The sequence below is a fragment of the Paraburkholderia sp. SSBN10T genome, assembly GCF_056619545.1.
This window is the reverse complement of record NZ_JBWQQI010000019.1, coordinates 1-15586: the sequence shown is the minus strand read 5'-3', so window position 1 is coordinate 15586 and position 15586 is coordinate 1. Positions and strand designations below refer to the sequence as shown.

Genomic DNA, 15586 nt, shown 5'->3' with positions numbered 1-15586 from the left:
CATTGGGACTGCGCCGCTGTTCAATCTCCTGATATTTAAGAGGGCCAGCCAGTGATGAGCGAGCATGCTTTGCTGCAAGATACGGAAGATTTGGCGCAGCATTACGAAGCGGTTAATGCCGACCGACAGTTTCGAGCGGGCCTCTCGCTCGTCGACGACTATCTGAAGATTCGCGAAGATGAGGTCGTGCTTGACGTCGGGACAGGGACTGGCCAACTGGCTGAATATGTCGCCGATCAGGTCGGACCGCGAGGACGCGTGGTCGGTATCGATCCGCTGCCGCTACGTATAGAGTTCGCAGCAAAGAAGGCGCGACCGAACCTGCATTTCGCGGTCGGCGACGCATACGACCTCGACGAGTTTGCGAATGCGAGCTTCGACGTGGTGTATCTGAACGCGGTCCTGCATTGGCTTGACGAAAAACGTCAGCCCTTGCGCGAGTTCGCACGGGTGCTCAAACCCGGTGGGCGGATCGGCATCATGGCGGGGGCTAAGGGGCAGGGCGGCGAGCTGGGTGAGATCAGGAAGCGGGTGCTATCACGGCAACCATTCAGTGCTTATCCCGAGACGAGCGGTCAACCGCATCCTGTAACGGCCGACGAACTGGCTGAACTACTGCGGGAAACCGGCTTTGTTGTCGACAGGATCGACGTGAAACCGAACCAGCAGATGTTTGCTACGCCGCAGGCGCTAATTGACTATATCGAAGCAAGTTCATTCGGGAATTTTCTGGGTCATCTGCCTGCTGATCTGAAGGAACGGGCTTCTCAAGAAATCTCGACCGAGCTGGCCGGGCTCGCGACATCCGAGGGCGTGCCCCAGGGCGGTGCGCGACTGTTTGCCTTGGCCGTCCGAAGCTAAGCTACGCTACGCGCGAACCAGGCAAGAGGTCGTCAGCGTTGATGGATTGCCGCGAGTGGCATATCTTTACACCGATCCGTTCGGCGTCTGCAGGGCGGTCGGGTTAATTTATGGTGGCTGGATATGCTGGATTTCAGCGCGGCAGTCAAGCCGGCATTGCCGTTTCATCCTGATTCGTGAGGCGGCCGATCTACGGCGATTTCCACTAGACGTGCCGTTGCGCATAAATCGCGAATCTTAATTGATGCGCCGGTGAATTGGCAGTGACTGGCACTTTGTCTTGCTGGTGGTGTTTTGAATTTTCATATTCCTAATTCTTATTTGCCTGGTAGAGCGCTGGCTCGATGAAAACGGTACGATAAATGAAGTGTGAGTGAATTGAGCCATAGGTTGACGCCGACATCCAGATGGCGATATCACGCCTGCCGTCGCGGTACGTCAATGGTGAAGGATTGGGTACCCATCCGGTAAGGATTTTGGCGCATGTACCGCAAGCCATCATGTGCCCCGAAACTGTGCGGGATTTTCGGTGGTCGATTAATCATGATCGGGTCAGAATAATAAGGAGTATATGCCTATTGGATTAGGCGAATTCTATGCCGCTTGATTAATTTGATTGTCTGCGGAAGTTGCAGAAATAAATTGAGGTTCACGAAAAACGTGTATAAGTGAGGTGGCGTTCACATAAATTTCTCGATTGATTCATGGGTCGATGTCAGAATATATCTGGTTTTAGGAAATAGCTTCATTTCCTGCATAAAGTTGGGGAATGGGACGGGGTAAGAGGCAAGGATTCCTCAGTAGAGTGGCGAGGTAAAGCGCTCCGTGCGAGTGGCTTTCATGACCGGCTTGAGCGCGGCGCACTTCGTCCAGATGGGTATTCAAGCTGTACACGGTCCCTCCTCGGCCGAGCAGGCGCGGGAGGGTGTTGTGTTGCCCGCGGGCCTTCGCCTGGGTCGACGCTCAACGTTTGTATAGAGCAGGAAACCTAATTGCTAGATCGACATCAACTGGAAGCCTTCGCCTCAGTCGTCGAAACGATGAGTTTCGAGCGTGCGGCAGAACGGCTCAACGTAACGCGTGCGGCTATTTCGCAACGCATCAAGTCGCTCGAGGACGCCCTGTCGGCCGCTGTGCTAGTGCGCGGCAAGCCGCTAACGCTGACCCTGGCTGGCGAAGTGCTATTCAAGCATGTGGCTGCCGTAAGGTTGCTGGAGGCCGATACCTTTAACCAGATCGATCCGCAAGGAAGTCGCCGGAGCATGCCGCTCGCTGTGGGCGTGGATGTTTATTCCGTTGATTCATGGTTTAGCTCGGTGGCGCAGCAGATCATCAAGCGCAATGTGATCGAACTCGAAGTTGTCGTCGACGACGCGAATCCGGCGTTTCCAGCCCTTACGCGCGGCGAGATCATCGGCAGTGTGTCGACCGTGCCGCGCCCCGTGCACGGCTGCGTTGCCGAACCGATCGGAGATATGATCTACCGATGCGTGGCGAGCCCTGCATTCATGGAACGCTATTTCGCGAAAGGGTTTAGCCTGCATGCCATTGCTTCTGCACCTGCGGTTTCGGTGGGCCGGCGCAACATGCTTCTCGAGCGCTATTTCGACGCGGCGTTCGGCGTGACCGTTGGCCGATACCGGAAGAATCTGTTGCCTTCGGTCGGTTTTCAACTCGATACGATCATCGCCGATCTGGGCTACGGAATGCTTCCGGAGCAGATGGTGCTACCGTTGCTGGAGAGCGGTCAACTGGTTGACGTGCGGCGCAACCTGCCATTTCCAGTGACACTCTACTGGCATCGCTGGCGTGCCGCACCGCCGATCTGCGAGGCGATCTCGCTCGAAATCGTCGAATTTGCCCGCGAAATCCTGCATGCGAAAAAGGCACAGGAGTCCGAGGACCCTCGCATTGCTCTTTGCGGAACGCTGCTGCCAACCATGGAGATGACTTCTACGGGCTGAGGAACCTGCATTTTTCCAGGCAGTTGAGGACAGCATAGGTTCCGCCAGGAAGCCCGGGGCAGTAGAGACCTTGGTGTCATGCAGTCGAGAGATGGTCGAGCCGCAGACAGAAAATCACGTTCTCAATGCAGTTAAAATGAAGAGGAATGCATAATAAATGTGACTTGATCAGGAGCACTGGAGCCTGCATCGTATGAACCGTAGGAAATCAGCCACCCGGTGGAGCACCGACTCCTATTGACAATGATTCTCATTATGCATACAGTGAAGCTTTCATAAACCTGACATTTCCGTTAATTGAGCTTTACTTGTTAACCACGCCCAGCCCAATTTTCATTGGGCTGCCAGCCAGGTGCCGTGAATCACCGAGCCAGCGTTTCGGGTCTCTTCACCGGGGATTTTCACGTGCATCATTTTCGTCTGGCGCGACGTCCGCTATCCGCCATGCTTGCCGGCGTCTATGGCGTCATCGGCTTTTGGTCCCATGCACAGGCGTCGACTGATTCGTCTGCTGCCGCTACCGGTCAAGGCGCTGCGCAGTATGCCGAGTCGCGCAGCAGTTCCGACCTGCTCGATCCGGTAACGGTTACGGCAACGCGGACCGCATCGAAATCCAGTCGTACCGCAGCCAGCGTCTCTGTCATTACGGCAGAAGACCTGGAACAACAGCAGGCTGAGAACATCAAGGACGCGCTGCGCTACGAACCGGGTGTCACGGTGCGGCGCACGCCTTATCGACCGACCTCGGCAGCCACAGCCGGCGGGCGCGATGGCGACTCCAGCATCAATATCCGCGGTCTCGAAGGCAATCGCATCCTCTTGATGGAAGACGGCATCCGCCTGCCGAATTCCTTCACCTTCGGTCCGCTGGAAGCTGGCCGCGGCGACTATGCGGACATCGCCACATTGAAGCGCATCGAAATTCTGCGAGGCCCGGCCTCTGCGCTTTATGGAAGTGATGGACTGACCGGCGCGGTCAACTTCATTACCAAAGACCCGGAAGACCTGCTCAACATCTACGGCAAGAAAACCTATTTTTCGTTGCGGCCAAACTACGAGTCGGCCGACCGCAGCTTCGGCGCGACCGTTCAGGCCGCCGGCGGTAACGACATGATCCAGGCCATGGTGATAGCCGATGGTCGGCGAGGCCACGAGCTGGATACCAAGGGCTCGAACAATTCATCGGGACCCAACCGGACCACGGCAAATCCGCAAGATACGTACTCCGAATCGCTGCTCGGCAAGCTGGTGGTCAAACCCACGGCGCACGACACTTTCAGGTTCACCGCCGAAACCGTCAAGCAGCGTATCGACACCAATGTGCTCTCAGCGGTCAATCCGCCGACCACGCTTGCGCTAACGGCAAACGATCGCCTCGAACGCAACCGTTACAGCCTCGACTACGACTTCAGCAATGAAGCTGCGCGATTCTTCCAGACCGCCCATGCGCAGTTCTATTATCAGGACGCCTCGCAGGACCAGAACTCTTACGAGGCGCGCGGCTCGCAACCGTCGCGAACCCGTCAGAACAATTACAGCGAACGCATCGTAGGCGGTTCCTTGTTTGCGGAGAGCATCTTCCACACTGGAGTCCTCACGCACAAGCTGCTATACGGCGGCGACGGCAGTGTCGACCGGGTGACCAACCTGCGCAACGGCACGGTGCCGGGTACTGGCGAAGCGCCGTTTCCCAACAAGGCGTTCCCGGATACCGACTACACGCTGCTCGGCGCATTCCTGCAGGACCAGATCAGTCTCGGCGCGTTGACGGTAACGCCGGGTCTGCGCTTCGACAGTTACCGGCTCAGCGCAAAGACAGGTGATCCGCAGTACACGGGTACGCCGGTTTCATCGAGCGACAACGCACTGTCGCCGCGGCTTGCCGTGCTTTACCAGGTATCGCCGGCGCTAATTCCGTACGCGCAATACGCGCATGGTTTTCGTGCGCCGTCGCCGGATCAGGTGAACAACAGCTTTGCCAATCCGATCTACGGCTACACGTCAATCGGTAACCCGAATCTCAAACCGGAAACCAGCGACACAATTGAAGCCGGTCTGCGCGGGAAACTCGCCACCGGTCTCGGACCCTTGAGCTATAGCGCGGCGGCGTTCGCCGGGCGCTATCGGAATTTCATCTCGCAGCAGACGGTTGGCGGCACCGGCAGGCCGACCGACCCGCTCGTATTCCAGTACGTCAACTTCGGGAAGGCTCGTATTCACGGCCTCGAAGGACGGGCTGAATGGTTCCTGCCGAAAGGGTTGTCGGTGAAAACCGCGATGGCTTTCACCAAGGGCAGCGTCGAGAACACGGGCGCCGCCAATCAGCCGCTCAACACCATCAACCCGTTCTCCGCCGTGTTCGGCGTGCGTTACGAGCCGAGCGAGCGCTGGTTCGCGCAGACAGACCTGCTGTTTCAGGCGGCGAAGAAGTCCAGCGACATCGCGACTAAAAGCTGCAATTCGGCGACGTGCTTCGCACCGCCGTCGTCGTTCGTGGTCGATCTGCGCGGCGGATACCGCTTCAGCAAGCACGTGACCGCCTATCTCGGCGTCTTTAACCTGTTTGACCGGAAGTACTGGAACTGGTCGGACGTGCGGGGCATTGCGGATACGTCGTCGATCAAGGACGCGTACACCGCACCTGGGCGCAACGTTTCCGTCAGCATGAAGATCGACATGTAATACCGAACCCTTCGATCTTTGTCATTTTTGATTGTGCCTTCGCTGAACTTAACCTTAGGAGTTTGCCATGCTAAACACCGCTCGCTTCGACGCGACTTCATTGCAACAGTGGCGTCATGCCTTCGTCACGCTCAAGACCGAACAGAAGCTGCGTAATCGCGAGGCTGCGCACGCGCTTGGCGTCAGCGAAGGTGAAGCCCTTGCTGCCTTTACCGGCGAGCATGTCGTGCGCCTGACGCCGCGCTTTATCGAGCTGTTCGAAGAAGTGCCACAACTCGGCGCGGTCATGGCGCTCACACGCAATGAAGCGGCCGTTCATGAGAAGGACGGGCAGTATGCGAACATGAGTCACGATGGAAGTGTCGGCCTTGTGCTGAACGGCGCTATCGATCTGCGTGTTTTCTACGAGCACTGGGCGTCGGGCTTCGCCGTGCGCGAGAAAACTGCGCACGGCGAGCAGAAGAGCCTGCAATTCTTCGATGCGCAAGGTCACGCGGTGCACAAGGTTTTCCTGCGTGAACATAGCAATCACGCGGCATTCGACGCTTTTGTCGAGCGCTGGAAAATGGCGGAACAGACCCCGGGGCTAACGGTGGGCGAACACGCATCCGCTCCGGTCGTGAAAGACGATAGCGAAATCGACGTGCCTGCCTTTCATGCGGCGTGGGACGCCATGAACGACACGCATCAGTTCTTTGGAATGCTGCGTAAATTCGGGCTCGCTCGCACGCAGGCGCTGCGCCTGGCGGAACCTCGTTATGCGCAACCCGTTTCAACCGGGGCGTTGCAGGATCTGTTGGTCCGCGCGTCTGAGGTCGCTGTACCTATCATGGTGTTTGTGGGCAATCGCGGCATGATCCAGATTCACAGCGGCCCGGTTAAGACTATCCGTACCATGGGCCCGTGGCTCAATGTACTGGACCCGGGTTTCAACCTGCATCTGCGCACGGATCTGATTGCAAATGCCTGGACCGTTCGCAAGCCGACGTCCGATGGCATTGTCACGTCTCTGGAACTGTTCGACTCGCAGGGTGAGAACATTGCCATGCTGTTCGGAGCACGCAAACCCGGAGCGCCGGAGCTCGCAGGGTGGCGTGAACTGATCGCAGGGCTCGAACCCCTGCACGACGAGGCTCCTGTATGAATACAGGGCGCGTGAATGGGCGGCGTCGCGCGCTCGTTGTTGGTGGCGGCGCACTGTTGTTCGCGGGAGCGTCTCTGCCCGCGAATGCACAACCGGGGCAGCGAAGGGTAATCGTGGTGGGTGGTGCGCTGGCCGAGATCGTCTATGCGCTTGACGCGCAAGCGAATGCGCGTGGCGTGCTGGTCGCAACCGATACAACCTGCACGTTCCCCGCTGCTGCGGCGGCCTTACCGAAGGTGGGGTATCAGCGAGCGCTATCGGCGGAGGGCCTGCTGTCGTTGCGGCCCGACCTGGTTCTGGCGTCCTCGGAAGCGGGGCCGCCAAACGTTTTGAGCCAGGTGAAGCAGGCGGGCGTGGAGCTGGTGACGTTTGCCGAGCGTCATGACGTCGACTCTGTACGCGAGAAGATCGCCGGCATTGCCCGTACGCTCGACGCGGGCAAAGCGGGCCGGGCGCTTGAAGCTCGCTTTGACGAGCAATGGCGGGCGGCCCGCCAGACAGTCGACACATCACCGCTGGGTACGCGAGCCCAGCCTCCGCGTGTGCTGTTCGTACTGAACCACACCGGCAATCAGGCGTTTGTCGCGGGACAGAACACTGCCGCCGATGCCATGCTCGCTTATGCCGGCGCGCGCAATGCGATGCAGGGGTTCAACGGCTACCGGCCATTGTCTGCCGAAGCGCTGGTCAGTGCGGCACCCGACATCGTGCTTACCACTGATGAAGCGCTGAGCGCGATTGGCGGTGCCGACAAATTGCTCGCGAGTCCTGGCTTTGGTGCGACGCCTGCTGGCCGGGCGAAACGGGTTGCGTCGCTCAACACCCTGTTCATGCTCGGCTTTGGCCCTCGCTTGCCCGCTGCCGTGGTGGCGCTCAACCAGCGCTTGAGGCAGGTTTGACGAATAATGTTTCCCACCAGATCCGATGAACACACCCAGCGCAGCGCGTCCCGGTATGCCGGCGAACCGTGCTTCTCATGTGGAATGGCCCACACTCGCCGATCAACGTCGCCGGGCAGCGACTGTGCTGCTGTGCGCGCTTGTCGTAGCGTTGTGCGGAGCGACGCTGGCAGCGGTCTGCATGGGCGCTTACGGTATGACGCCGCGGGTGGTCTGGTCCGCGCTAACCGTGCACTCCGATGCCGTGGCGAATGACGCTGCGGTTCAGCAAGCCCAGGCCGTGCTGTTCAGCATCCGGTTGCCGCGTGTCGTACTCGCCCTGCTGGTCGGTGCCGGCTTCGGTGCTGCCGGTAGCGCCTTGCAGGCCCTCTTTCGCAATCCGCTGGCTGACCCGGGACTGATTGGTATTTCGAGCGGCGCGGCCCTAGGCGCGTCCACGCTGATTGTGCTCGGGCCGCTTCTGGGAGCGCCTTTTGCGGTAGCTGGCCTGTATGTTCTGCCGGTTGCGGCGTTTGTCGGCGCGCTGGCGGTTTCGGCGCTGGTGTATCGACTCGCTGCCGCTCGTGGGCGGCTTGCGTTGCCGTTATTGCTGTTGGCAGGCATCGCAATTAATGCACTGGTGGGCGCTGCGATCGGTTTGCTCACCTACATTGCCGACGATACCCAGCTCCGCTCCCTGACGTTCTGGAGCCTGGGCAGCCTCGGCGGCGCACAATGGCCGATGCTAGTCGCGGTGATTCCTTTCGTTCTGCTAGGCATCGTCTTGATCGCCCGCAACGGCCACGCACTCAATGCGCTGCAACTTGGCGAGACGGAGGCGCAGCATCTGGGCGTGCCGACTCAACGCGTCAAGCGCACGGTATTGGCCGCTTCTGCGTTGAGCGTGGGGGCATTGGTCTCATGCACCGGGGTGATTGGTTTTATCGGGCTGGTGGCGCCACATTGCGTGCGGCTCGCGTGCGGCCCAAACCAGCGCGTGGTGATGCCCGGCGCCATGCTCCTCGGCGCGACCTTGACGGTGCTGGCCGACCTGGCCGCACGTACGGTGGCGGCGCCGGCAGAAGTCCCGCTCGGCATCCTCACCGCGTTGCTCGGGGCGCCGTTCTTCCTCGTGCTGTTGTGGCGCAGCCGCGGTCAGCTTGGCTTGTGAGCGGGCGCCTCAATGACTAGGACGGAGCAGACATAGGATGTTGATCGCGAACAATCTGAGCGTGACGCGAGGCGAAACCGCAGTATTGCGGAGCCTTTCGCTAACCGTGAAGCCTGGCGCTTTGACGGCGCTCCTCGGGCGCAACGGCGTCGGTAAAAGCACGCTGCTCAAGGCGCTGGCCGGAGAGTTCGACAGCGCAGGCGCAATGCGGGCTTGCCGCATTAGCGGGAACCTGACGCTCAACGACGAACCGCTGCATGCGATTCCGCCTCAGCGCCTCGCTCTGTTGCGCGCCGTGTTGCCCCAATCGTCCCACCCGGTGTTTCCGTTCAGTGTCGAAGAAATCGTGCTGCTTGGGCGTTACCCTCATGTGCGCGGCGGCGCGCCTTCAAGGCGTGATCGGGAGATTGTCGGTGAGGCGCTGGCGCTGGCAGAGGCCGGGGGACTCGCCGGCCGCGACATCACCACGCTGTCCGGGGGCGAACTGGCGCGCGTCCAGTTCGCCAGAGTCCTTGCCCAGCTCTGGCCGGTTGCCGGGATCTGTCCAGAGCAACGCGGGGCGATGCCTCGCTATCTCCTGCTGGACGAGCCGACCGCTGCCCTTGATATTGCGCACCAGCATGGTCTCCTCGCAACGGTCCGGGACGTGGTGCGCCGCTGGAACATCGGTGTGCTGGCAATCGTGCATGACCCGAATCTCGCGGCGCGGCATGCCGACACGATCGCTCTGCTTGCGCAAGGTACGATAATCGCGCAAGGCACGCCGCACGAAATGATGCGGCCTGAGTTGATCGAGCGGTGCTACGGTTTTGCTGTGCGTATGCTTGACTCCGGCACTGCGACGGTTCCCGTCGCAGTGCCCGCGTAGGCGCCTGTCGCGAACCGCTTACTGCCTGATCTCCAGCGCAGCCGTCAGGTCGCCCATCGGCGCAGCACCGTTGCCGGCCAGCGCGGCGTCACGCGCCGCAAGGCCCGGCAGCGTCGGCAGAGAGAAGCGGTGCGTGATGAAGCGCAGGATCGACGTCGTGTCGTATTGCGTGTGATCGACGTAACCTTTCTTCGCATACGGCGAGATGATCAGCGCCGGGATTCGCGTGCCGGGGCCCCAGCGGTCGCCCTTCGGCGGCGCGACGTGGTCCCAGAAACCGCCGTTCTCATCGTAGGTCACCACCACGAGCATGTTGTTCCACTGCGGGCTCTTCTGCAGATGCGAGATGACATCCGCGATATGCTGGTCGCCCGAAGCGACATCGGTGTAACCCGCGTGTTCGTTCAGGTTGCCCTGTGGCTTATAGAACGATACCTGCGGCAGCGTTCCGGCATCGATCGCCTTGATGAACTCGGAGCCGGCGAGGCCTCCATCGAGCAAGTGCTGCGTGCGATTTGCGGTGCCCGGTGCGAGGTCGGCGAAGTAGTTGAACGGCTGGTGGTGCGGCTGGAAGTTCGGCGCCGTCAGATTCGACCCGTAGATCACGCCCGACGTACCGCTTTGCGCTGCCGAGGCCGCGGCGCTCCAGGCGCCGCCGTACCAGGCCCAGGAAACATTGGCATTGTTGAGCAGATCGCCGATGTGTTGCTGGATCTGCGGTGGCAGCGTAGTGGCAGCGGTCGGGTCGGCCAGGTTCGCATCGCCGCCCGCCGCCGCCTTGTTGCCGCTCGGTTGATACGGCGGCTGCATTGTGTTGATCGCGTAGAAGTCCGGCGTCAGATTGCCCGAGAGCACGTATTTGGGCGGCCCGCTCAGCGCGGAGGCCGGCGAGTTGGTCGCGACCTTGAGCGTGACGCCGTCGCTCTCCACTGCCGAGATCGAGCCGGATGCCGGGCTCTTGTCTGCGTTCGGATAAGTCGGCGTGCACGCACAGACCAGCCATTGGTGGTTCAGGAACGAGCCGCCAAACGCGCCCATGAAGAAGTTGTCGGCCAGCGTGTATTGCTGGGCAATTTTCCACAGTGGCAGCTTGTCGGCGTTGAGCGTGTAGTGGCCCATGACGAGGCCGCCGGAGTCGGCCCATGCGGCGAATTTGTCGTTCTTGCCGCCGTTGATCTGCATCTGGTTCTCATAGAATCGGTGATACAGGTCGCGCGTCGTAGCGCTGATCGGTGTGTTGAAGCCGTTCGGATCGTCAATGGCGAACGGACTGTTCGGCAAGTTGGCAGTCATGGCTTGCGTCACGACGGGTGTTACGCCGGTTTGCGTCAGACCGTTCCATATGGTCGGCAGCGTCGCGAGGGTGGAGCCGTCGCGATCGACCTGTTTTGCGCTGGCCGCCGTTACGTTCGCCAGGCCGTTGGCGCCCGGGAAGTTGCCATACAGATTGTCGAAGCTGCGGTTTTCGGCGTAAATCACCACGACCGTCTTGATCGAGGTGATGTCCGGTTGGGTAATGCCGCTGCCTCCGCACGCATACAGGCTCACTAAAGCTGCGATCGCGATAGGCATCGCGCAGATCAATCTCTTGTTCATCGTGTGTGTTCTCTCTCGCGTTGGGGACGGGCCGCGTGCAGTGCCTGCTCGAACAGCCGCGTGCGAGATTCTGGCGAGGGTTTTTGACAGGAAAATGTAATTTATTACAAATTACATTCTTTATTGGTCAGTGAGTATGGAAAACGTCATATATAAGTAACGTATACGAAATATGATCGCGGACTTCAACATGGCAACCTCACACCACTTCTATGCGGCCAGGCATCACGGGGATTCGGAAAACTTTTGTCCGCTCGACAATGCGGCGTCGCGGCTTGGCGGGCGGATTTCAAGTGGCACTCGCAATCGCACTGACGATGGCGCTGGCTGCGTGCGATGCCGGGGCGCCGACCGCGAGCGTCGCGGGCGCGTCGTCTGCAGCGGCGCTTCCGGTCGCGGCGACGCCTGCCGCGAGCTCTGTCGCGCAAGCGGTCACACATGACGGCGGTCAGACCCGCGCGCAGGTTTACGAATCGGTTCGTCAGATGGCGGGGCTTGGCAGGCAGATGTTCTTCGACGCGTCGCTCTCCGGTTCGGGCAAGCTCGCCTGCGCGTCGTGCCACAGTCCCGAGCACGGCTTCTCGCCCGCCAATTCGCTCTCCGTGCAATTGGGCGGCAGCGACATGCGCCGCAGCGGCCATCGTGCTGCGCCGACGCTCAAATATCTGCAATCGGTGCCGGCGTTCAGCGAGCACTATCACGAGTCGGATGACGACGGCGACGAAAGCGTCGATGCCGGGCCGACCGGCGGTTTGACGTGGGACGGGCGGGTCGACCGCGGCTCGGACCAGGCGCGGATTCCGCTTCTATCGTCGTTTGAAATGGGCAGCACGCCGGCCAGGATCACGGCGGCGGTGAAGGCCGCGCCTTACGCCGATGCTTTCCGGACGGCTTTCGGAGAGCACGTTTTCGAAAGCGACGACGCCACCTTCAAGGCCGTGCTGCAAGCACTCGAGACCTTCGAGCAGACGCCTGAAGTCTTCTATCCGTACACGAGCAAATACGACGCATATCTGGCAGGTAAAGCGCAACTGACCCCAGCCGAACTACATGGCCTGCAAGTCTTCAACGACGAAAAGAAGGGCAATTGCGCGAGCTGTCATATCAGCCAGCGCACGCTGAGCGGCGCTCCGCCGCAGTTCAGCGATTTCGGCCTGATCGCGATCGGCGTGCCGCGCAACCGCGCGTTGCCGGTGAATCGCGATCCGCACTTTTACGACCTCGGCGCTTGCGGGCCGGAGCGTACCGATCTGAAGGGGCGCGACGAGTTCTGCGGCATCTTCCGCACGCCGACGCTGCGTAACGTCGCGTTGAAGAAGAGTTTCTTCCACAACGGCATCTATCATTCGCTGGATGAGGTGGTGCGCTTTTATGCCGAGCGCGATACGAATCCGGAGAAGTTCTATCCGGTCGTGAAAGGGAAGGTGCAGAAATTCGATGATCTGCCGCAGCGTTACTGGACCAACCTGAATACCGATCCACCTTTCGATCGCAAGCCCGGCGAGAAGCCGGCGCTCGACGAGGCTGAAATCAAGGATGTCGTGGCGTTCCTGAATACGCTGACCGATGGCTACGAACCGGCAGCGCAATGAATGGACCGGGCTGGAAACGCTCAGGCCTTAGATTTTTTGCTGCACCTGCAGCATGAAACGGCCACCTGTTTTCGCTATCGGTGCGTTTAGAAGAATTCATACTCATCAGCGCTTCCTGGACGCTAAACTGGTCTAAGTAGTTGAAACTCAACTGAGCAGTTGAGTGAAAACGATCTCAAGGAGAAAGCGCATGTCGACTGAAACGAAGTGTCCGTTCAACCACACCGCGGGTGGCGGCACGTCGAACCGAGACTGGTGGCCGAATCAGCTAAGCCTGAAAATCCTGCATCAACACTCGTCCCTGTCCGACCCCATGGACAAGGGCTTCAACTACGCTGAAGCGTTCAAGAGTCTCGACCTGGCGGCCGTAAAGAAGGATCTCCTGGCGGTAATGACCGATTCGAAGGACTGGTGGCCCGCGGACTTCGGCCACTACGGTCCTCTGTTTATTCGCATGGCGTGGCATAGCGCCGGCACGTACCGCACCGGCGACGGCCGTGGCGGCGCCGGGTCCGGTCAGCAGCGCTTCGCGCCCCTCAATAGCTGGCCCGACAACGTAAGTCTCGACAAGGCGCGCAGGCTGATCTGGCCGGTCAAGCAGAAATACGGCAACAAGATTTCCTGGGCCGACCTCATCATCCTGACCGGCAACGTTGCGCTCGAGTCGATGGGATTCAAGACCTTCGGCTTCGGCGGCGGGCGTGAGGATTCCTGGGAGCCGGACGAAGACGTGTACTGGGGCGCCGAAACCAAGTGGCTCGACGACAAGCGCTACACCGGCGATCGTGACCTCGAAAACCCGCTCGGGGCCGTGCAGATGGGCCTGATTTACGTCAATCCGGAAGGGCCGAACGGCAACCCGGATCCGCTCAAGGCAGCCCGGGATATTCGCGAGACGTTCGCGCGCATGGCGATGAACGACGAAGAAACGGTTGCGCTCATCGCCGGCGGCCACACGTTCGGTAAGACCCACGGCGCCGGCGATGCCTCCCTCGTGGGCCCCGAGCCGGAAGCGGCGCCGATCGAGCAGCAAGGCCTCGGCTGGAAGAGCGGCTATGGCACCGGCAAGGGCCGCGACGCCATCACGAGCGGCCTGGAAGTCACCTGGACCACCACGCCGACGAAGTGGAGCAACGATTTCTTCACGCACCTGTTCGGCTACGAATGGGAACTGACGAAGAGCCCGGCTGGTGCGCATCAATGGAAGCCGAAGGGCGACGCAGGCGCCGGCACGGTGCCCGATCCGCAGGATCCGTCAAAGCCGCGCGCACCCTCCATGCTGACCACGGACCTCTCGCTGCGTTTCGATCCGGCTTACGAAAAAATTTCGCGGCGTTTCTACGAAAATCCGGATCAGCTCGCCGACGCGTTTGCCCGGGCGTGGTTCAAGTTGACGCACCGCGACATGGGCCCGCGTGCCCGCTATCTGGGCGCGGAAGTTCCGGCTGAAGAGTTGCTCTGGCAAGACCCGATCCCTGCAGTCAATCATAAATTGATCGATGAGCAGGACGTCGCCGCCCTCAAAGCCAAGATCCTGGCTTCGGGGTTGCCGGTGTCGAAACTGGTGTCGACCGCCTGGGCGTCGGCGTCCACGTTCCGCGGCTCCGACAAGCGTGGCGGTGCAAACGGCGCACGCATTCGCCTTGCTCCGCAGAAAGATTGGGAAGTCAACCAGCCGGCTCAACTGGCGCAGGTGCTGGAGGCGCTCGAGGGTATCCAGCGTGAGTTCAACGGCGCGCAGTCCGGCGGCAAGCAGGTCTCGCTCGCGGACCTGATCGTGCTCGCAGGTTGCGCAGGCGTCGAAAAAGCGGCGAAGAATGCGGGCCATGATGTGACGGTTCCCTTTGCACCAGGACGCACGGACGCTTCGCAAGCGCAAACCGACGTAGAAGCCTTTGCCGTGCTCGAACCTATCGCAGACGGTTTCCGTAACTACCTCAAGGGCAAATACACGGTATCGGCCGAGTCGTTGCTGGTGGATAAGGCGCAATTGCTGAAGTTGACCGCGCCCGAGATGACGGCGCTCGTGGGCGGCATGCGCGTCCTGAACACCAACTTCGGTCAGGCGCAGCACGGTGTCTTCACCAAGCGTCCGGAAGCGTTGACCAACGACTTCTTCGTGAACCTGCTCGACATGGACACGGAGTGGAAACCGGTATCGGGCGCGAACGACGTGTTCGAAGGTCGCGACCGCGCAACCGGCGAGCTCAAGTGGACCGGCACGCGTGTCGATCTGATCTTCGGTTCACACTCGCAGCTCCGGGCCTTCTCCGAGGTCTATGGGAGTGCGGATGCGCAGGCGAAGTTTGTCCATGACTTTGTCGCGGCATGGAACAAGGTGATGAACCTCGATCGCTACGACCTTGCGTGACCGCAGAGGTCAGGTCTTAGCGGTTTTATGCTGAAACAAAACGGCCGATCGTAAGATCGGCCGTTTTTTCTTATGCGGGATGGAAAGGCTCCACGTGCTTAAAGAATTTATTAGTAGGACTACGAAGGCATTTCTTGCTCCAATGAATTTTGTGCTTAAGCCCTTGACAAAAACTCGGCGACACCCTCTAAGCATTCAATCAAGCGGCACAAAAAATAATTTCACGAATGCGCTTGACGTGTCTGGAGTGGCATCGCATAATTCGCCTCCCGTTTGATGACGGACGCGAAGAAAGCAGAGCTTCCGAGCGAGAGTTCTTTAAAAACTAACAGCCGATAAGTGTGGGCGCTTGATGGCGACGCGAGGGTGGACCCTTTGGGGTCTGCTGAACAAGCGAAAGTATCAAGTCTCACACAGTAATGAAAGGAAGGTTGCCTGTCTGCGGACAGGTTAGCCGGA

At 60.1% G+C, this 15586-nt stretch carries 10 protein-coding genes; 9 read left to right on the top strand and 1 reads right to left on the bottom strand.

Translation table 11 applies throughout. From position 1 onward, the window contains the following. Positions 1 to 54 precede the first annotated feature (54 nt). The 7 genes from AC1ECK_RS25805 (at position 55) to AC1ECK_RS25775 (ending at position 9568) form a co-directional block, all read left to right on the top strand. On the top strand, positions 55 to 861 hold the full coding sequence (locus AC1ECK_RS25805) for a class I SAM-dependent methyltransferase (RefSeq protein ID WP_480324167.1): 807 nt from the start codon (positions 55 to 57) through the stop codon (positions 859 to 861). 992 nt (positions 862 to 1853) lie between these two features. After that, entirely contained in the window at positions 1854 to 2825 is a 972-nt protein-coding gene (argP, locus tag AC1ECK_RS25800; protein WP_480324165.1) for an HTH-type transcriptional regulator ArgP, read from the top strand. A 420-nt stretch (positions 2826 to 3245) separates the two neighbouring features. After that, positions 3246 to 5507, top strand: a complete 2262-nt coding sequence (locus tag AC1ECK_RS25795) for a TonB-dependent hemoglobin/transferrin/lactoferrin family receptor (RefSeq protein WP_480324446.1) — start codon at positions 3246 to 3248, stop codon at positions 5505 to 5507. 67 nt (positions 5508 to 5574) lie between these two features. Continuing rightward, a complete protein-coding gene (locus tag AC1ECK_RS25790; protein ID WP_480324163.1) occupies positions 5575 to 6651 on the top strand; it encodes a hemin-degrading factor in 1077 nt (358 codons plus the stop codon). Further along, a complete protein-coding gene (locus tag AC1ECK_RS25785) occupies positions 6648 to 7550 on the top strand; it encodes a heme/hemin ABC transporter substrate-binding protein (protein WP_480324161.1) in 903 nt (300 codons plus the stop codon). The genes AC1ECK_RS25790 and AC1ECK_RS25785 overlap by 4 nt, the downstream gene beginning before the upstream one ends. 55 nt (positions 7551 to 7605) lie before the next feature. Next, positions 7606 to 8700 (top strand): FecCD family ABC transporter permease, encoded by a 1095-nt coding sequence (locus AC1ECK_RS25780; protein ID WP_480324444.1) that lies wholly within the window; start codon positions 7606 to 7608, stop codon positions 8698 to 8700. A gap of 37 nt (positions 8701 to 8737) precedes the next feature. Beyond that, complete coding sequence (locus AC1ECK_RS25775) at positions 8738 to 9568, top strand: heme ABC transporter ATP-binding protein (protein ID WP_480324159.1); 831 nt, start codon at positions 8738 to 8740, stop codon at positions 9566 to 9568. An 18-nt stretch (positions 9569 to 9586) separates the two neighbouring features. Here AC1ECK_RS25775 and AC1ECK_RS25770 read toward each other — a convergent pair whose 3' ends face one another. Beyond that, entirely contained in the window at positions 9587 to 11164 is a 1578-nt protein-coding gene (locus AC1ECK_RS25770; RefSeq protein WP_480324157.1) for an acid phosphatase, read from the bottom strand. A gap of 212 nt (positions 11165 to 11376) precedes the next feature. Here AC1ECK_RS25770 and AC1ECK_RS25765 point away from each other — a divergent pair, with 212 nt between their 5' ends. Continuing rightward, a complete protein-coding gene (locus AC1ECK_RS25765; RefSeq protein WP_480324155.1) occupies positions 11377 to 12756 on the top strand; it encodes a cytochrome-c peroxidase in 1380 nt (459 codons plus the stop codon). A 190-nt stretch (positions 12757 to 12946) separates the two neighbouring features. Further along, a complete protein-coding gene (katG, locus tag AC1ECK_RS25760) occupies positions 12947 to 15127 on the top strand; it encodes a catalase/peroxidase HPI (RefSeq protein ID WP_480324153.1) in 2181 nt (726 codons plus the stop codon). The last annotated feature ends 459 nt before the right edge of the window (positions 15128 to 15586 follow it).